This is a genomic window from Pseudoalteromonas rubra (assembly GCF_005886805.2).
Taxonomy (GTDB): Bacteria; Pseudomonadota; Gammaproteobacteria; order Enterobacterales; family Alteromonadaceae; genus Pseudoalteromonas; species Pseudoalteromonas rubra_D.
Map to the genome: position 1 here is coordinate 1249339 of NZ_CP045429.1, position 18884 is coordinate 1268222.

The window sequence follows — 18884 nt, forward strand, 5'->3', positions numbered from 1 at the left end:
TGGGCTGGCCTGCATCATCAATTACAATAAAAAATAAAGGCATACATATATGTCACAAGAAAAAAGTTGGCTCTCTAACGGCCTTGTTGTGTTTATTTCCTCTGGCGTTATTGCTGTCAAAGCATTGCTGGACAGCTTTTTACTGGAATCCGTTGATCAGGTTTTCCTGCAGGCGTTTGCATTGGTGTTTCCGGTGATTATCTTGTCCAATATCGCATCTGTGTCTATTTCAAACGCGGTAATAGGTACAGCGTCCAGCTGGATAGACAAGGAGCGCGTCTCAGGTTCTGTGATAGTGCTGAGCATATCAGCCGCCGCTTTGCTGGGGCTAAGCGTATCCGCAGGGCTCTATGTGTTGCAAAGTAGTTTGATTGAATGGTTTGGCGCACAACAATTAGGTACTGCAATCGGTAGTTTTCTCGACCACCTGGCACTGTGGTTGCCTCTTCAGTTTTGCTCCGCCGTATTGTTACAGATTGCCCGATACCTTGGCCTGTTCAAATCATCAGGTTTATTGCAGGTTAGTTCAGGTGCCGTGGGTATGCTGACGAGTGTGGTGTTGCTTATGTGGTTGCCGCTGTTGCCCCCTTTGGTGAGTGTGGTGGTTTCCAATGCCATTATCGCTTTTTGTTCTGTATGTACGTTGCTGTACATGATGAAGTCGCGAATCCACTGGCAAGCCTGTGAGCGAGAACCTGCCCAACGTGGGGTGGTTGGCAAAGCACTGAGTATCTGTAGTACGACTTTCCTGGGGCAGAGCGCTGCGGTGGTGTTTATTTTCTTTATTACCAAATCAGTATCAGAGCAGGGAGAGGCTATGGTTGCTGTGTTTGCCTATCTGACCAGATTAGAGCAACTTATTTTGATGCTCGCGGTGGCATTTATGAATGTCATGCTGCCAGAAGTGGCCAAGTTGATTAAAGATGAACAGGCTGATTTACAAAACTACTTGAAAAAAGCACAGCGATTTTTATTGATAAATGGCGTTATTGTTGCGTGTCTTCTGACCGGGTTGTTAGTGATGAAAATTAACCTGGAATATTCAATGTCAGAGCAAGCCTGGACACTGAGCTTGGTGTCAGTTATCTGGCTGAGCGGCACAGTGCTGCAGGGCATCACGGTATTCTACTCTCAGTTACTGAATGTTTTACTGTCGCCTAAAGTTGCCGTTGTGCTTAACTTGTTCCGCTTTACTTTGCTTGGTATGCCTTTGGTGTATGCTGGTAGTGTGTGGGCGGATGCAATTGGTATAGCAACGGGCTTGCTGATGATGCACACCATATCTCTGCTTATTTATCAGCACAAAGTCAATCAGCATATCGTGGCGAATAATGGCATTTCAAGAGCAGGCTTGAACACCTAATATGTGAGGGCGTATAACAGTAGTTTATAAATGGGCTGGCGGATGCAGCCCTTTTTTATTAAGCAAATTGGTATTAGTGTGCATTTATTCTCATTGGCGTGTCCATCCGTTGCACTGTCTTGATGTCGGGCTCTGAGTATGACAATCGAGCGGCTTTCCACGGTGATGAATGCTCGCACTTGAAAGATTGGCATGTGCTAGTTACTCTTGCTAAAACAAGGAACTAACGTCGAGCCACTGCGTGCCGGAATTTCTCCCTCTTAAGAACTATCGTAAGGCGATCAGTATTGCCTTGCTGGTGCCCATGTTGCTGGCCGTGGTGCTGTGTTTTCACCTGTACCAAATTAAGCTTGAGCGTCAGTATCAAGTGTATCAGGCCCAATTTTTTGTACTTGCCGGCCAAGTTGAGCAAGAAACGCTGGCTGCGCAAACGGTCATCACCAGTGTCCGCAATAGTCTCGCTGAACCTATCCGCTATCAGCTCGATGCACAGTGGCAGCAGAATATTCGTCAGCAGGCAGGTTATTTTTATCGCCAGCTGCCAGATAATGGAGGCGAGGTGGTGGGACTAGGCCGTTTTGTGCCAACGCCACAACTGATAGACCAATGGCAGCAAATTATGGCATTGGGCCCCAGTTTTAATACCGCGCTTGCCCTAATCGATGAGCTTGAAGCGGTGGTCTTTATTCAGGAAAACGGCTTTGCGTTTGTCAAACGGCGTGATACCAGCCAGAGCAATCTGCTAACAGCCATTGTTGAATCGCGTTTCACGCCACAATTTAGTCAGGGGATCACAGCCACTAGCATGCCTACCCGGGTATTTGGTAAGCACTATTTTGCACTGGGACAGCGCCTTGCCAGTGGCTCGCAGTCGCAGATCCTGTTGATTTATGATGTTGATAAGCTTGCCAGCAGGCTACAACAGATGACATTTGGTGGAGGAACTTTGGCACTTAGAGGCACTCAGCCGGGTGTCATATTGGCTTCCAGCAAAGGTTATCAGGATCTGGACGATGACCTGATACGAAACGCTAAGCTACCCTGGGAGGGGGGCGTTCTCTTTAACTATCGTCCGACCGGGCAGCCTTTTACCTTAAGGTTTGTCCAGGAAGAAGCCCGTTTTTCTGCACCGGCGCGATATGAAGTGTTACTGGAGCTCGGGTTTTTGATCATATTTATTGTGTTTACCTTTGCCGCTTACGTTTGGCTTAACGCACAAGTATTTATCCGACCACTTAAGCATTTTGTCAGATACCTGACTTATCAGGAACATACCCCGGAAGCGACGATGAATTATGCTGTTCCGAGAGACTGGCAGCCATGGTTCAGAGAAATCAAACAGGTCGTGACACAAAAGCGGCATGCGCTACAACAGTTGCAGGAAAACAATACCAAACTGGATGAGCAAGTACAGCGGCAAAAGAAAGCCCTGTCGCGCAGTTTAGAAGCCAAAGAACGCCAGGCGGCCTTACTAAAAACGGTCCTGAACTCAGTGCCTGATCTGGTTTATTACAAGAATATTGACGGCTCATTTATTGGCTGTAATGAAGCGTTTGAACGGTTTATGGGAATACCTCAGGTTGACCTGGTTGCGCGAGAACATCAGGAAGTGACAGAGCGTCACCTGGCTTTGCTGGATCTTGAGCACACGATGAATTTCCAGGGACAAAGCCTCACCGATACTTTGGTTCTGGAGGGGAGTAGTTATCTGATCACCGTTTCACCTTTGTATAACGACCAGCGTAAACGCATTGGGACTTTGGGGGTGGCACGGGATATCAGTGAGCAACAGCAAGCGTTGACGGCTTTGCGGGCGTCGGAGCAGAATTTTAAAGCTGCTATTGAGTACGCCCCTAATGGGGTCATTTTACTGTCTATTGACCGGCTTGTGCTGGAACTCAACCGAACAGCACGTAAGTTATTTGTACGTGTTGATATTGGCAGTAGTTTGTACAGCGTGTTTGAAGATGCCGATGTTGAGGCGCTGAACGATGTGCTGGATCATTGCTTACAGGAACGACAGGGGGCCAGTGAACTGAGTCTGGCGCAGCAAGATCCCAAACGCTGGTTGCACCTGAGTGTCTCTCTGGTTTGGGACAAACAAAAGAACCCCAAATACTTTGTTATTCACGTGCAGAATGTGACTGCACTGGTGCGCGCCCGGTTGGATGCCGAGCGGGCCAATCATGCCAAAAGCCGCTTTATTGCTAACATCAGCCATGAGATCCGTACGCCCATTAATGCCATTTTGGGTATGGTAAGTATTCTCAAGCCCGAGCTGGATAGCCAAAAAGAGCAACGGAAGCTCGGACAAATTGAAAGCGCCGCACAACAGTTGTTGACCATGCTGAATGACATTCTTAATTTTGCCCGGCTGGAAAGCGGGCAGGGTAAACCCAATAACCAACCGTTTTGTCTGGTCGATCTAATCGCTAGTTTGAGTGGTCTGATTGCACCATTGAGCAGTGCCAAACAACTTGAATTCGAGATAGAAGTTGACCCTTTTATCTGGCCTAGATTGATCGGTGATGAAGCACGTATCAAGCTGGTATTAATGAACCTGTTGGGCAATGCAGTTAAGTTCACAGAGCATGGCAGGGTGGGACTGAGCCTGTCTTTACAACCTGGCATACAGGCACCTGAACAGACTATCCGGTTTTGTGTCTGGGATACTGGCCCCGGGATCAGTGAGCATGATCAGGCGCGTTTGTTCGATGCCTTTACTCAGGGCAATGAAACGAGCTCACGTCCCCATGAAGGCATTGGGCTGGGTCTGGCGATTGTGAAGCAGGTGCTCCAGTTATTAGGGGGTGAAGTGACGCTATCGAGTAAGCCTGAAGTCGGCAGTCGATTTGAGTTTACCCTGCGATTGGAGCGTGCGGCGTTATCTGATGAGCAAAACCGAAAGTCGCTCTTTTTGATTTTGGACGGGCAGGCACCTTTGCCTTATCTGACCCATCAGGGTATCCACCAGGGCAGTTTGGCTGATTTGAAGTCGCTCACTCAGTCGACCCCGGTTCATTACCTGGCGTCTAACGAACCTGCCCATGTTCGTGCTCTGAGTCAGTCGGAACCTGCGTTGGACGCACAGTGGTTGGTGCCTGACACAGCCGCATTTTCACAGCTGTTACCCGCTGATTCTGAGGCGATCAGGTTAGCTCAGCCGGTGTTTTACCAGAGCCTGAGTACCTGCACTTTAGAAGTCCCAAAAGCGGCGTTACCGAATACCTGCATCTTATCGCCTTTGCTGTGTATTGTGGTGGACGATAACCCGGTTAATCTGGATATCAGCAGGACGGTACTAGAGCAGCGCGGTGCCACGGTGGTTGCACTAAGTAGTGCTGAAAATATCGTTGCTATTTGTCAGAAGCTGCGCCCGGATGTGGTGCTGATGGATTTGTACATGCCTAACATTGATGGCTATGAAGCTAGCCGACAATTACGTAGTCAGTTTGATCGACAAAGCTTGCCCATTATTGCATTAACCGCCAATGCTCATGAGCAGGAAAAGCAGCAGGCTATGGCGACCGGGTTAAACGGTTTTTTAGTTAAGCCTGTGGCCCCGGTTGATCTGTGTGCTGCGCTTCAGGAGTATGTGCCCAGTAACGACTTGATATTAGATAGTTCGTTTGCGCTGACACAAATGATGGGCAATGAAGCGCTGGTGCGCGCCATGTTGGAAAAGTTTGCTAAGCTTGGTGAAGAGTACATCGTATCTTTACAACAAACGCTGAGTGCATCCGAGTTATTTAGCCTGGCTCACACCATAAAAGGGTCAGCAGCAGGATTAGGATTACATCGATTAGCGGCTCAGGCACGAATATGTGAGGCCGCCGCGAAGCAAGTAGATGAAGGTGTATCAGATCAATTACCGTGTGATCAAGCACAGTTACTGGCAGCTGTAGAACAAACTTTGTGTTTTATTTCGTTTTGGCTAAAAGGATAAGAAAATGCACAAATCGGCTCATATTTTGGTCTTAGACCCGGACCCGCTCAACCGGGTGGTGTTACAGAACACCCTGGAAGAAACCTATCTGGTGACGTTGAGTTCGTCACCTGAACAGGCGTTGACACAGCTGCAAGGCACCCGTATTGACCTCATCATCATGGACAATCAGCAGCTTGGTGAAGAGGCTGAGGCGTTTTTGCAAACGCTAAAGGCAAACCCGGAAACAGTGCAATTGCCTGTGATAGTGATCTCCGCAAGCGCCAGCTTTTTGGATGAAGCACAGAGCTTGCAACAGGGCGCAGTCGACTACATTACCAAGCCGTTTAACCCCAATATTGTTAAGGCGCGGGTAAAAATTCACCTGGGCATAAAGCAGCGCAGTGACCAGCTCAGTCAACAAGCTTTGATAGATGGCATGACATCATTACCCAACCGACGGGCACTGGATAAAACTTTGGCAATGTTCTGGCGGCAGTGCGCTTCGGGGGTTCGGCCACTGGCCGTGTTTGTATTGGGTATTGATCATTTTGAGCGTTATAACAAGTTATTCGGCCATGCCCGAGGCGACGAGTGTCTATATAAAATCGCCCAGGTAGTGGCGGGTATTATCAATAATATGGATGGCTTTACGGCGCGCTATGATGGCGGACGTTTTGTGGCGTTGCTGCGTGATATCAGTGAAGTTGAAGCTCAGGAAGTGGCCGAGGCTATTCATATGGCGGTTGCAGCCTTAGCTATTCGGCATCCTGAATCTCCGACTTGTGCCCATGTGACAGTGAGTGCGGGCATTTGCTATACCAAAGCCGATTTTGCCCGAGCTCACCGGGATCCGCTGGACTTGGCTGCTACAGCCCTGAATGATGCACGCGAACGGCAACAAAAAGCGGTGTTGAGTGTGGTTTGAAGGTTCAGTGTTGAGTTGCACTGAACCGGGTCAGTTGTGCTGGCTACAGCAGTTGCGCCAGGGCCGTGTCACCAAATCCAACGAGTTTGCTGTCTTTAAACAGTAGAGGGGTGCACTCATCTTTGGTGACAACGCCATCTGAATGTTTACTGTTGGTTGCGAAATACAGTACCTGATAGACAGTATCTCCCTTGGACAGCATATCTGTGAAGTCAGGTGTACCAAGCTTGTTCAGTACACTTTGATATTCAGTGCCCATTTTAAGTTGGCTGATTTTCTCGCGATTTTGTTTTTGCTCTTTTTTCCAGCCATAGTGGCTGCCGTTAACTTCACCATCCGTGACCGCGACTACACAGCCTGTCAGTACGGTTGAACTTAATAGCGCAGTTGCAAGTAGTAGTTTTTTCATCTTTTATATCCCAGGCTTAGCCGTCTTTGTTTTCTTTGAAGTGTAGTCTGCAAAGAGTTTGCCAGTTTTTAATTTCTTAAAAAATCAAACGGTTACTATTTTAAGTGAAATGGGTGTTATTTAAAAGTACTAAGTTTTGAATAAAAAAACTAATAGTTAGTTAAAATAACAACTTGCGATTTCGCGCCAGATGTCATTACTACTCGTTACCGGATATCGCTTCGGATGATTTGTTGCTGGGCGGGCACTCACCCGTTGTACGTGAATAGTTCCCGGCTCGGAAGCCGGGGATGATGGTGCTGAGCTGGCTGGGTCAAGTGCTCAATGGCGTTGAGCTGACTCGTTGTTGAGCGTAAACACCAGAAGCGACCTGTTTACACCAGGCGATTGCGCTCACTTCCTTGTAAAAAGCTGGTGATATTCGCGGCAATACCGTCAATCAGACGTGTGATAGACTCCTGACTGGCCCAGGCGATGTGAGGGGTCAGTAATAAGTTATCGCCTTTGTACTGCACCAGCGGGTTTGTCGCTGTTGCAGGCTCAACACTGAGTACATCAACGCCTGCACCGCCAAGCTGCTTCTGGGCTAATGCATCTGCCAGTGCCTGCTCATTGACAATGCCGCCTCGCGCGGTATTCAATAAAATGGCGTGAGTCGGGAGTAAGGCCAGCGTACTGGCGTCAAATAAATCTCGGGTGGTGTTCGTCAAAGGGCAGTGGACTGAGACAATATCTGCGTTTCGCAGTGCTTCTTCAAATGCAACGCGTGAGTCACGTATCACCTCTTGTCTGGGGCGCTCTGCGATAATAACCTCGGCACCAAAGGCGGCGGCAACCTTTGCCACGGCCTGGCCAAGATTACCATACCCGACGATCACAAAACGTTTGCCCGACAAGTCGTGTATGGGGTAGTCCAGACGACAAAATATGTCACTCTGTTGCCAGGCGTCATTCGCACAATCTTGTGCATACCGGTGAATATTGCTCATTAAGTTGCCGAGCAGCGTAAAGGTGTGAAGGACCACAGAGGGAGTGGAGTAACCAGCGACATTAGTTACGGCGATATTGTGACTACGCGCGGCTTCCAGATCGATATTGTTGGTGCCGGTTGCGGCCACACAGATCAATTTGAGATCAGGCAGCTTACTCAGTGTGTCGGCATTGAGCACGACTTTGTTCGTCACTACCACATCTGCACCGTTAAGGTGGGATAGTAGCTGGCTGGGTGACGTGGTTTGGTACTCGGTGACGGTACCGTGTTTTCTCAGAGGATCCAGGCTGACGCCCGCTAATGTGGCGGCATCTAAAACTACAATATTCATGGGGCAAATATTCCTTACTAACAGATGGCGTGAGTGTATCATTTTTATGGTTAGTTTATCTTTGCACTTGACCTTGAACTCAACTCCAAGGTTTATACTCTAAGTAGATTCATAAGGACGGCAAAACTGACGATGTATAAGATTGGCCATATTGCAAAACAATTGAATGTGTCTACCGACACACTGCGTTATTATGAACGCCAGGGCCTGCTGCAAGCGCGAACACGCAGCTCGGCGGGCTATCGGTTGTATGATGACAGCGCGGTTGAACAGATGCGCTTTATCGTACGAGCCAAAACTGTGGGCTTCAGTCTCAAAGATATTCAGGAGTTGCTGGCCATTAAAATTGATAAACATAATCACAGCTGTGAAGAGGTTAAATCACTCACTGTGCAAAAACTGGCACAAACCCGGCAAAGGATTGAAGAACTGGTGAAGTTTGAGCGTTCTTTGAGTGTGCTCGCTGAGCGGTGTTGTGGTGGTGAGGAAAGCGCTGATGATTGTTCTATTTTGACTGCGTTGGAGGATATAGATGGCTCTGCTTAGTAATTTTTGGCAACTCTTTTTGGTTTCGGCACCCTGGCTGATGCTGGGCTTGTTACTTGCCGGGTTGCTTAATGTATTTATTCCCAAAGACTTTTTACAAAAGCACCTGGGCAAAGAAGGGCTCTGGACCACCATAAAAGCCGCCTTGATTGGGGCACCCATGCCGCTGTGTTCTTGTGGTGTTATTCCGGCTGCGATTGGACTCAGGCGTGCAGGCGGGTCAAAAAGTGCTACCACGGCCTTTTTAGTGTCGACACCCGAAACCGGGGTGGATTCTATCTCTGTGTCCTATGCACTGTTGGGTCCATTCATGGCTGTGATACGGCCCATTGCGGCCGTCGCCAGTGCCATTACGGCCGGTGTACTGGTTGGCAAAGATGAGGGCAAAGCGCCGCAAAATGCAGCGAGCAACTCAGCGGGGGGCTGTTGTGGCAGCTCGGTAAAAAAAGTCCAGCCTGAAAAAAGTAGTTGCTGCGCCAGCGAGCACACTCCGGTTGCAACGCAGTCTGCAAGTTGTTGCGCTGGTCAAAATAAGACTGAACCAGAGTTTGAAAAAGGCTGTTGTGATAGTGAGCCTTCACACAACAAGGCAGAGCCTGTGGCTTCCTGCTGCGCGCCAGCTGAGTCTAAGCCGGGGCTGTGGCAAAAACTGGTTTCTGCTGTGCAATTTAGTTGTAACAAATTACTCGCAGATACTATGCAATGGCTACTGATTGGTCTATTCTTTGCGGCTTTAGTGCAAACCTATGTTCCCGAAGCCTTTTTGGCTCAGTGGGGTAATGGGATCCTGGCCATGATAGTGGTTATTCTGGTCAGTATTCCGATGTACATTTGTGCCACAGCGTCTACCCCGATTGCAGCCGGGTTGCTACTGGCAGGTGTATCTCCGGGTGCTGTGCTGGTATTTATGCTGGCCGGGCCGGCCACCAATGTTGCCACCATAGGGGTGGTCGCTAAAGAGCTGGGGCGTCGTGCCGTGTTTGCTTATCTGGGTGCAGTCATTGGGGTCGCGATTGTATTCGGATTCTTGACCGACTGGTTGGTTGCTCAGTTTGGCTTTACCGTTTCTCCAATGATGGGGCACGACCATGAAGTCTTACCTGGTTGGCTGACGTTGGCCAGTGGTGTGGTATTGGCTTTATTAATGATCAGGTTGATGCTGATGGGAATTAAGCAACGCTTTGCACCAACACAGGTTTCGGCATAGTAAACGTGAGCCGGCATCAGGCAGCGCGTCGTGCTAGGACTTCTGGTCAGACTTGATATTCTTAGCTTCCGATCCGGGCACACGATAGAATAAGACGTTTTGATGACAACCACCAATAATAAAAGAGTAGTTTAGTGGATAAATACGCAGATATCAGACCTTACAATGACGATGAAGTCCCCGCAGCTTTGCAGCGTTTGTTGGACGATGATCAGTTTATTGATGTGATTGCGGAGCATAACCTGCCCAAATGGCTGGCAGGATGGGCGCTGATATCCCGGCCACTAGTGCGCAGCCGGTTGAAGAAAAAGTGGCAGTCTGTGAACAGTGTCGATGCGGTTCAGGATGAGGTAGCAGGGTATCTGGCGGTGTTGATTGAGCGCACCACCAGCAAGGTGACCTATTCAGGGTTAGATCAGCTTGATGGCCAGGGGGCTTATCTGTTTATCTCTAATCACAGAGACATTGTCCTGGACCCGGCCCTGGTTAACTGGGGTTTGCATCAGCAAAAAATGAAAACAGTGCGTATCGCCATTGGTGATAACCTGCTTCAGGTCCCTTACATCACTGAGTTAATGCGCTTAAATAAGAGTTTTATTGTTAAGCGCTCTGCCAAAGCACCAAAAGAAATGTTACGCGCTTTGTCTCAGCTGTCGGCTTATATTTATGATTCACTGACTGAGGGTAATTCAATCTGGATTGCACAAAAAGAGGGCCGCGCTAAAGATGGTGTCGACTTTACCGATCCGGCGTTGCTGAAGATGTTGCAACTACAAGGGCGCAAGCTAAAACTGCCGTTTGCTGAATATGTGCGCCAGCTTAAGATTGTACCGGTATCGATTTCCTATCAGTACGAGCCATGCGCCGTGTCAAAAGCGCGTGAGCTGTATCATAAACAGCAGTTTGGGGAATATGTTAAAGCTGAAGGTGAAGACATCAACAGCATCATCGAAGGATTTAGCAGTGACAAAGGCCATGTACACGTGGCATTTGGTACGCCCATTGATGATGACTTTGAAACACCGGAGCAGCTTGCTGAAATTATCGATCAGCAGATTGTCAGCAACTACTATCTGCATTCCAGTAACTATCTGGCTGCGGGCGACGAAAGCCAAAGCAGTGAGCAGGATAAAAACCATTTTACGAATGCGCTGGAGCAGGTGCCGGAAGAGTTACGTCAACTGGTGCTGTCTATTTACGCGCAGCCCGCCAAACGCAAATTGTCGCAGTAACGTGACGATTTAGCGATTCAGTTAAAAACGCCTCTTGGGGCGTTTTTTTGTGTCTATCAAAAAGCACTTACCAAAATTAATACCTCAGCTGAATATGGAAACCAAGTCGTCATCATGCTGGGTGGTTAGCACTGAGTAAGCTAGAGCTGAATTATTCGGAGTTTTTGTATCTGATTAGACAATGAGAGTGGGAAAGGTGTCCCCGGCAACGCGGATGCAGATGTCAGTCCTTGAACCCTAAGGTTCAAGGCGGAAAGCAACAGCCTACCGTAGGCTTCTCGGTACCTGCCGAGCCTGCGCAATAGTAAGCAAACTGCGTTCCTAAGAAAAAGTTATCGGCTCAGGGACATCATCCACTGTCCGACGTGCTAGGGAACGATTTCAGTATATAAGACCCAGCCGCATCTAGAAACCTTTATCCGTAAATATCTGCAAAAAGTCGTTCGACTGGCTGCGATTTATGCACTTTTTGTTTGCCATCTGAGCAGGGCAAAAAAGTGCGCAGATTATTTATACACAAACAGACAAGTCGTTGCTGTTGCTATACTTCGGGTGGTAGCATTAACGAAGCAGACGAAAGCAAACGAGAACAATATCCATGAGTGAATTTAGAGATTATCAGCAAGCGCAGCTACTGCTGGAACAACACGATATCTACATTGCCCCGGCTGAAGTGCACGGTACCATCAGCGGGTTACTTGCATGTGGCCTGAATATCGAAGAGCAGGAATACCTTGGGCTGCTGAGCGATGTCTTTAACGATGGTCAGAAGTTTGCCGCGCCATTGAAAGAATTTTTTGCCGAGCTGTATAAGCTGGTGGTTGCACATTTTAATGATCCAGAGCACCACTTTGAACTGTATTTACCACTAGAAGAAAGCCTGAGCGATCAGGCCAATGCACTGGTAGCCTGGGTGTCCGGGTTCTTGCTTGGCTTTGGCCTTAAGCAAAAAGACTATGGTAAGTTTTCGGCTGACGTAAAGGAAGTGATTGGTGACTTTAGCGAGATCACTAAATTAGATACTCATTTCGATGAAAGTGAAGAAGACAAACAGGCGCTGCATGAAGTGATTGAATACATCCGTGTATCGGCACTGCTGTGTTTTGCTGAGCTTGGTAAAGACGCCGCTTCATCGACCTCTAAAACAGTGCATTAATTATGATGATAGCCAACCTGGAATTTGTAACGCGCCGCACTCAGTTGCTGGCGCAGATGGATAACAACGCCGTGGCGGTGATCCCCGCTGCCGTTGAGCTGACCCGCAGCCGCGATACTGAATATCCGTTTCGTCAGGACAGTGACTTTTTCTACCTGACCGGGTTCAAAGAACCGGACGCGGTACTGGTGCTGAGCAAAGACAAAGACGGCGCAACACAACAGACACTGTTTTGTCGTAACAAAGATAAGCTGGCGGAGATTTGGCATGGTCGACGTATGGGCCATGAAAAAGCTAAAGCAGCGCTTGAGCTGGACCAGACTTTTCCATTGAGCGAGCTGGACGACGAGCTGCTGGGGTTGGTGAATGGTCGTAAGGCACTGTATTACGGTCAGGGCACATACACAGCGTTTGACGATAAGATCTGGACCCTGCTTGGTACATTACGCAGTGCACCTAAAAAAGGCTATCGGGCACCTGAGATCATCAAAGATGTACGCCCACTGCTGCATGAAATGAGACTGTTTAAGTCCGACGCTGAAATAGCAGTGATGCGCAAAGCGGGCGAGATCAGTGCGCATGCACACAAGCGTGCCATGCAATTTGCTAAACCCGGTGCCACCGAGTTCCAGCTGGAAGCTGAAATCCACCATCATTATGCCATGAATGGGGCCCGGCACCCAGCCTATGGCACCATCGTGGGCTCGGGTAACAACGCTAATATTTTGCACTATACCGACAACTGCGATGAATTAACCGACGGAGATTTGATCCTGATCGACTCCGGCTGTGAGCTTGAAGGGTATGCTGCCGACATTACCCGTACCTTCCCGGTAAGTGGCCGCTTTAGTGCGCCACAAAAAGCGGTGTACGAATTAGTCCTGGCCTCACAACTGGCGGCTTTTGAGCAGGTTAAGCCGGGTGGCACTTTGGTCAAAGCCAATGAAGCGGCCATGCGAGTGATGACCGAAGGGTTGATTGATTTGGGCATTCTCGCCGGTGAAGTGGACGAGTTACTCGATAAACAGGCTTGTAAAGCGTTCTACATGCATGGTCTTGGCCACTGGCTGGGACTGGATGTGCACGATGTTGGCGAATACAAACTGGATGAAGCCGACAGACCATTTGAACCTGGCATGGTACTGACCATAGAGCCGGGCCTGTACTTTGATGAAGATGCCGAAGTGCCGGAGCAATTTAAAGGGATTGGAGTGCGAATTGAAGATGATTTACTGGTCACCCCGGATGGCTTTGAAAACCTCACCGCAGCGGTGCCTAAAACCATTGCTGAGATAGAAGCTTTAATGCGTTCAGGCGAATAACGATAAGCAGGAGCAAGACTTGCAACACTTTGATGTGTTAATCGTGGGGGGCGGCATGGCAGGTGCTACGGCCGCCGTCACGATAAAAAAACAGCAACCCGATAGCCGGATAGCGGTTATTGAAGCCTTTGAACCTAAAACTGCACATCATCCCAGCTTTGACGACCGTAGCCTGGCATTGGCCGAGCAATCGGTATCTTATTTGCGTGCTTTAGGCTTGTTTGATCCAAACTGGGATTTTGCTGAGCCTATCACTCAGGTACATGTGTCAGATCGGGGTCATTTTGGCAAAGCCACAATTACCCATGATGAGTTTGCCGTTGATGCGCTGGGCTATGTGGTTGAGGTCAACCCTTATGGCGCTTATCTGCATCAGCAGCTCAGCAAGCTGGATATAGCATTGTATTGCCCTGCTAAGATAGCCAAGCTGACGCAGCAACAGGCGCAGGTCGAGGTGTTGCTAGACAGTGGCGAGAGCCTGTCGGGTAAGTTACTGGTTGTGGCCGATGGTGCGCAATCGCCGACTCGCAGCAAGCTGAATATTGGCTTTGACAGTGTCGCATACACACAAGGTGCCCTGATTGCTAACGTACAGATCAGCGACAAGCATCACGGGCAAGCGTTTGAGCGTTTCACAGAGCACGGTCCGATGGCGCTGTTGCCCATGAGCAGCAACCGCTACTCTCTGGTGTGGTGTATGCCTGAGCAGGCACTGACGTCTTTAAGTGAGTGCGAAGAGTCTGAATTTTTGACTCGTTTGCAAGCGGCCTTTGGCTATCGTGCCGGGATGTTTGAACGGGTTGGCAGACGAACCAGTTATCCACTGGTACTGGGGCGGGTAGAGCAGCTGGTGCATCATCGTTGTGTACTTATAGGGAACGCCGCACATGCCATTCACCCGATTGCCGGACAAGGCTTTAATTTGGGGCTGCGTGACATTCAGGCGCTGGCTGAGCAACTGCAAAAGATTGACCGACAGGAGTGGGGCAGTCATGGCTTTACGCACGGCTATAAAATCGCGCGCGAGTCAGATATCCGCCGTGTTATGACGCTAACCGATGCACTGGTCAGGCTGTTTTCTAATGATTCTCGTATGTTGGCATTGGGACGCAGTTGCGGCCTGTTGTCGATGAGCCTGTTCTCACAACTGAAAGCGCCACTGGCGCGACAACTCATGGGACGAACCCTGTAAGGAATAATCATGCAACAAGTACAAGTGTGCATAGTCGGTGGTGGGTGTGTTGGTCTGGCGCTCGCGCTGGGCCTGGCAAAGCACAATGTCTCGGTGATGGTGCTGGATGCCGGTCCTGAGCCGCAGCCACTCAATGAGGCGTATGCCGCGCGGGTCAGTGCCATTAGTTTAGCCAGTCAGAGTTTGTTTGAATCGTTGGGTGTATGGGACGCCATCAAAGCGCAGCGTGCTACGGCTTATCGTAAAATGTCGGTGTGTGATGCCGATAGCTTTGGCCGTATTCAGTTTAATGCACAGCAACTGGCTTTACCTGAACTGGGTCATATCATTGAGAATGATGCGATTCGCTATGCTCTATACCAGGCTTTGCAGCAGCACAGTCAGGCAAGTTTGATGTTTGGCAGTCGTTACCAGTCTATTCACCAGACCGACAGTGACGTGCTGATCACGCTGGAACAAGGGATGCCGGTAATGGCCAAATTGCTGGTTGCAGCAGATGGGGCAAACTCAGGAGTACGTAGTCAGTTTAAGTTGCCGATCAGCTTCTGGGATTACGATCATCATGCCATTGTCGCGACCATCAAAACCGAGCAGCCTCACGATGCCACAGCGCGGCAAGTGTTCCTGCCGGAAGGTCCGCTGGCACTGTTGCCTTTATCTGATCCGCATACCCATTCAATCGTCTGGTCAACTGCACCTGAACATGCCCGTGAGTTAATGGCGATGGACGAGCTGAGCTTTAATAAAGCATTGAGTGCTGCCAGCGACTTGCTGTGTGGTTTGTGTACGGTGCAGGGCGAACGTGCAGTATTTCCGCTAACAATGCGCTACGCACAACAGTGGTTAACCGGAAAAGTGGTGTTAATGGGCGATGCGGCACATACCATCCACCCACTTGCCGGATTGGGCATGAATCTGGGCCTCAAAGATGCCGCGCATCTGATCAAAGCACTCAGTGGAGAGAGTGAGGAGTTTGCCTCTCACCGAACACTGCGTGAGTATGAGCGCAGCCGCAAACTCGATGCACAAAAGCACATTGCGATGATGCAGGGGTTAAAGGAGCTGTTCAGCGGCAGTCACCCGCTGAAAAAGTTAGTCCGCGGTGTGGGTCTGAATGTGGTAGATAACCTCGGCCCCATTAAAGACTTATTTGTACAACAGGCCATCGGCGAATAGCAGGTGCCTAAGGGCTACTGTGTGCAAAGCAGTGGCCCTTTCAAATCGGCAGATTCATTACCCGGTTATCAAGCTCAAAACGCGTTATCTCGTGTTCATTCTCAGCCATCCCGCACTTGATGCGGAAACTACCATCTGTCATTTTTTACTGTGATATGCAAAAGAGGCATGTAAGCAAGTGAAATATCTTTTTGGTGTGGGTTAGTTAATAATATCAATAAGTTAATCCATTGCCTATCTTGATGTGTATAGCAATACGTCAGAGTGGCTAAGATCGCAGTAAACAGTATCGCCGAATTAAGTAGTCCAGGAGCAGATATGTCAGAGACAAAAACCAAAGTAGAAGAAAACCAGCAAAAACTGGTGGATGGTCTGGTCAGAGCCGTAGTGGGCACCTATACCGGGGTGCGTTCAAAGAACACCATGCTTCCCATACTGAACGGAGCGCAGGCTTATAGCAAAGCTTTGCCTAAAAATCGCCTGAGATATGGTTTTGGTATGGGGGGAGCCGTGTTATTTAGCTTTTTGTTGGCGAGTATTTTTGACAATGAAGTAACGGAAAGCGAAAAACTAAGTGAGGCACTGAATAAGCTGGATGATCTCCACATTGCTATGCTCAAAAATCAGCAAAAATTGGTACAGTTAATTGCCAACTATCATACTTATCAGGAAGTTCTGAGGTTTAATGACCTGATGCGGGGGATCCACAGCATCAGCAGAGATCTGTACAAATTCAATAATTTGGAAGATAAAAGCCAGACAGCCTGCCAGGATTTACTAAACAAAATAGAAATCGCCAGAAACCTGGGAGTGGTCTCTAATTTACTTTACCCGCTCGTTGAGAAAAAGAACTATACCAAAGACCTCATGCATGAAGTCATTGAGCCTCTGATTGAGTGCCATGGCACCATTACCAGGCATGAAGAGTTTGCAATGAATTTGTTTTTTCTACAATTTTTTACCAATCTCGGCGCTTTTATTAGAATCGGCCGGGTACTATTTGAAAACATGCAGAGTGTGATCCACTCTGATATGCCGTGTCGTGAGCGGAACCTGCTGATAAGGCAGTACCTTGACGACTCACTGGACTACAGAGGCTCCACAAACACGGTATATGATCTGAAATATCGAGATTCACTGATGTTGCAATCTGTGGTTTATGATGAATTGCGTTACTCAGAAAAAGGCATACAGGCTCTGAGTGAGAAGACCAGCTTGCGGATCCAGCAAGTCTGTGAAGCAAGTATCAATCAAAATATCCAGGATTACGTTACGACACACATTAATTTTGGCAAAATGAAATCGAACGGTAAACATCTCTATGAGTTTCAGGCCCAGCTTGAGAAAAACTATCCGTCTTACGCTTTCTTTTCTGTGATCACGCCCGCAACTAGAGGTACACACAGCTTTGATATTGGAAGTGATAAGTTTAACAGTATTTTGTTTCTCAATAAAAAGTTATCCGGCGACGTGCGCAATATTCAGGTCTTTTTTATTCACAAACGTCATCTGAACAGTGCCACACAGGAATTTGTTAAACAAGGATTAGAGCGCAGGCAGCCAGAAAGCTATAAGCACATTGTGCCCAAAAATAGTCACACACGTAAGGGAGATAAAAACCTTGATGCAGCGGTAAAAAAGAGCCGAAATTATAGTGAAGCGCTGTCTTTATACTGGCACTACAACTCCTCTAATATGCTGCTGAAGACCTATGATCCCAAAACATGCTCCAGTGTAGTGACTTGCGCTGCGGGTAAGGAGCACATAAAAATCAGACGGGGCAAGAGTATTTACTATTACATGGGCAACGATTTTATGTTTGAGCCCATCTCCACGACAGAGACTGGTATGTATGGTTACGAAGGTCTTGCATTGCACTTCTTCCCCAAATATAAATAAGTGACTGCCAGGGGAGAGGACCCTTCAGTCAGCTTCGAGTAGTTCCCGGCTCTCTGTCCGGGATACCGAGTTGCATTAATACAAAGCCAGATCTGCTTAAAGCCACACAATGGGGTTGTTAAACGCCACCCCTGCATTCACTGCCGATCACCTCGCACCACTTTCTGTCATCCCGCACTTGATGCGGAAACTACGAACAGGCAGCGCCTCGATACACTATGAGCGGATCTCAAAAGCAGTGCTTACCCCAAGCGCAGTGCAATAAACTCGGCCAGCTTATTCACCGCGTGCGCAGACTCCTGGGTGTTTTTAACCAGGCTGATACCAATCTGACCCAGCTCTGGCAAAAAGGACGTTTGCGCCTGGTAACTGAGCGTAGCCGGCACGGTGCTTTTGGCCAGTACCGTAATGCCCAGGCCTTCTTTGAGGGCTGCCGTCAGGCCGGTTAAATCCGCATTACTATATACAATGCGGTATTGCAGCCCGGCCTGTTGTAATGCTTCGATGGCACGGCGACGATAAATGCAGCCTTCTGGTGCTGTCACCAAAGTGACAGTTTGTTGTTGTGCCAAAGACAGGTCGCCCACCCACACCAGCTGGTCCTGCATAAACACCGGGTAGTTAGACGAATTAAGGTCTTCGTTTAGCGCCAGGACCAAATCGAACTGATCCTGGCGTGATACGGATAGTAAATGCTTACTAAGTCGGGATTTCACTTCCAGCGCGACATCCGGATATAAAGACACAAAGTCGCCGATAATGGCGGGCAGAATACGCGCGGCAAACTCACTGGGGATCCCCAGACGCACCCGGCCGGTGACGCTCTCTGAGGTAAATTGCTGAATGATCCCATCGTTGAATTGCAGCATTTGCTTGGCCTGAGGCAGCAGTAGCTCACCATACTGATTGAGTACCTGGCGCTGACCCTGTTTTTTAAATAGTTTACAGCCCAGTTGTTCTTCAAGACGCTTGATCTGCAAACTCACAGCGGGCTGAGAGAGGCCCAGCAGCTCACCTGCTTTGGCAAAACCGCCTACTTCAACCACAGTCACCAGGGTGCGCAGGCCATCAATCGATAAGTTTTTCATATTAATAAAATCAATTTATAAAACCCAAATACATTAATATTATTTATCAAACGATAAATAAATACAATTTGTTGTTGCGCAGGCGGATCCCTATACTTTTCTCCATCTTAATTTCATCA

At 48.7% G+C, this 18884-nt stretch carries 14 protein-coding genes and 1 other RNA gene; 11 read left to right on the forward strand and 4 right to left on the reverse strand.

Going from position 1 to position 18884, the window contains the following annotated elements; genetic code table 11:
- Positions 1-49: 49 nt before the first annotated feature.
- From CWC22_RS05295 to CWC22_RS05305, 3 genes are all read left to right on the forward strand, one after another.
- Positions 50-1363 carry a hypothetical protein gene (locus CWC22_RS05295; RefSeq protein ID WP_138538887.1) on the forward strand — a complete coding sequence of 438 codons (1314 nt, stop codon included), beginning with the start codon at positions 50-52 and terminating at the stop codon, positions 1361-1363.
- Positions 1364-1604: 241 nt separating this feature from the next.
- The gene (locus CWC22_RS05300) at positions 1605-5309 is read left to right on the forward strand and encodes a PAS domain-containing hybrid sensor histidine kinase/response regulator (RefSeq protein WP_138538886.1); all 3705 of its coding nucleotides are present in this window, start codon (positions 1605-1607) and stop codon (positions 5307-5309) included.
- 4 nt (positions 5310-5313) lie between these two features.
- Positions 5314-6216: a diguanylate cyclase domain-containing protein gene (locus CWC22_RS05305; protein ID WP_138538885.1), complete on the forward strand. Its 903-nt coding sequence runs from the start codon at positions 5314-5316 to the stop codon at positions 6214-6216.
- A gap of 43 nt (positions 6217-6259) precedes the next feature.
- Here the strand turns inward: CWC22_RS05305 and CWC22_RS05310 are convergent, their stop codons facing one another.
- Positions 6260-6625 carry a DUF3192 domain-containing protein gene (locus CWC22_RS05310; RefSeq protein ID WP_125561990.1) on the reverse strand — a complete coding sequence of 122 codons (366 nt, stop codon included), beginning with the start codon at positions 6623-6625 and terminating at the stop codon, positions 6260-6262.
- A gap of 374 nt (positions 6626-6999) precedes the next feature.
- Positions 7000-7947 (reverse strand): D-2-hydroxyacid dehydrogenase, encoded by a 948-nt coding sequence (locus CWC22_RS05315; RefSeq protein ID WP_138538884.1) that lies wholly within the window; start codon positions 7945-7947, stop codon positions 7000-7002.
- A 132-nt stretch (positions 7948-8079) separates the two neighbouring features.
- Between CWC22_RS05315 and zntR the strand changes: the two genes are divergently transcribed.
- From zntR to CWC22_RS05330, 3 genes are all read left to right on the forward strand, one after another.
- Positions 8080-8493 (forward strand): Zn(2+)-responsive transcriptional regulator, encoded by a 414-nt coding sequence (gene zntR, locus CWC22_RS05320; RefSeq protein ID WP_138538883.1) that lies wholly within the window; start codon positions 8080-8082, stop codon positions 8491-8493.
- The gene (locus CWC22_RS05325) at positions 8480-9700 is read left to right on the forward strand and encodes an SO_0444 family Cu/Zn efflux transporter (RefSeq protein WP_138538882.1); all 1221 of its coding nucleotides are present in this window, start codon (positions 8480-8482) and stop codon (positions 9698-9700) included. Before zntR ends, CWC22_RS05325 begins: the two co-directional genes overlap by 14 nt.
- 134 nt (positions 9701-9834) lie before the next feature.
- On the forward strand, positions 9835-10932 hold the full coding sequence (locus CWC22_RS05330; RefSeq protein WP_138538881.1) for a lysophospholipid acyltransferase family protein: 1098 nt from the start codon (positions 9835-9837) through the stop codon (positions 10930-10932).
- Positions 10933-11127: 195 nt separating this feature from the next.
- On the opposite strand, the gene ssrS is transcribed toward CWC22_RS05330, so the two are convergent.
- Positions 11128-11310: non-coding RNA, 6S RNA (gene ssrS / locus CWC22_RS05335), on the reverse strand.
- Positions 11311-11530: 220 nt separating this feature from the next.
- Between ssrS and CWC22_RS05340 the strand changes: the two genes are divergently transcribed.
- From CWC22_RS05340 to CWC22_RS05360, 5 genes are all read left to right on the forward strand, one after another.
- Positions 11531-12088 carry a UPF0149 family protein gene (locus tag CWC22_RS05340; protein WP_010385254.1) on the forward strand — a complete coding sequence of 186 codons (558 nt, stop codon included), beginning with the start codon at positions 11531-11533 and terminating at the stop codon, positions 12086-12088.
- A gap of 5 nt (positions 12089-12093) precedes the next feature.
- Positions 12094-13410 carry a Xaa-Pro aminopeptidase gene (pepP, locus tag CWC22_RS05345; protein ID WP_125562195.1) on the forward strand — a complete coding sequence of 439 codons (1317 nt, stop codon included), beginning with the start codon at positions 12094-12096 and terminating at the stop codon, positions 13408-13410.
- 19 nt (positions 13411-13429) lie between these two features.
- Positions 13430-14602 carry a 2-octaprenyl-6-methoxyphenyl hydroxylase gene (gene ubiH / locus CWC22_RS05350; RefSeq protein ID WP_138538880.1) on the forward strand — a complete coding sequence of 391 codons (1173 nt, stop codon included), beginning with the start codon at positions 13430-13432 and terminating at the stop codon, positions 14600-14602.
- 9 nt (positions 14603-14611) lie between these two features.
- Positions 14612-15778 (forward strand): FAD-dependent monooxygenase, encoded by a 1167-nt coding sequence (locus CWC22_RS05355; protein WP_138538879.1) that lies wholly within the window; start codon positions 14612-14614, stop codon positions 15776-15778.
- 318 nt (positions 15779-16096) lie between these two features.
- Positions 16097-17677: a hypothetical protein gene (locus CWC22_RS05360; RefSeq protein WP_138538878.1), complete on the forward strand. Its 1581-nt coding sequence runs from the start codon at positions 16097-16099 to the stop codon at positions 17675-17677.
- Positions 17678-17919: 242 nt separating this feature from the next.
- Here CWC22_RS05360 and CWC22_RS05365 read toward each other — a convergent pair whose 3' ends face one another.
- Complete coding sequence (locus CWC22_RS05365; RefSeq protein ID WP_125561976.1) at positions 17920-18765, reverse strand: LysR family transcriptional regulator; 846 nt, start codon at positions 18763-18765, stop codon at positions 17920-17922.
- Positions 18766-18884: the final 119 nt, after the last annotated feature.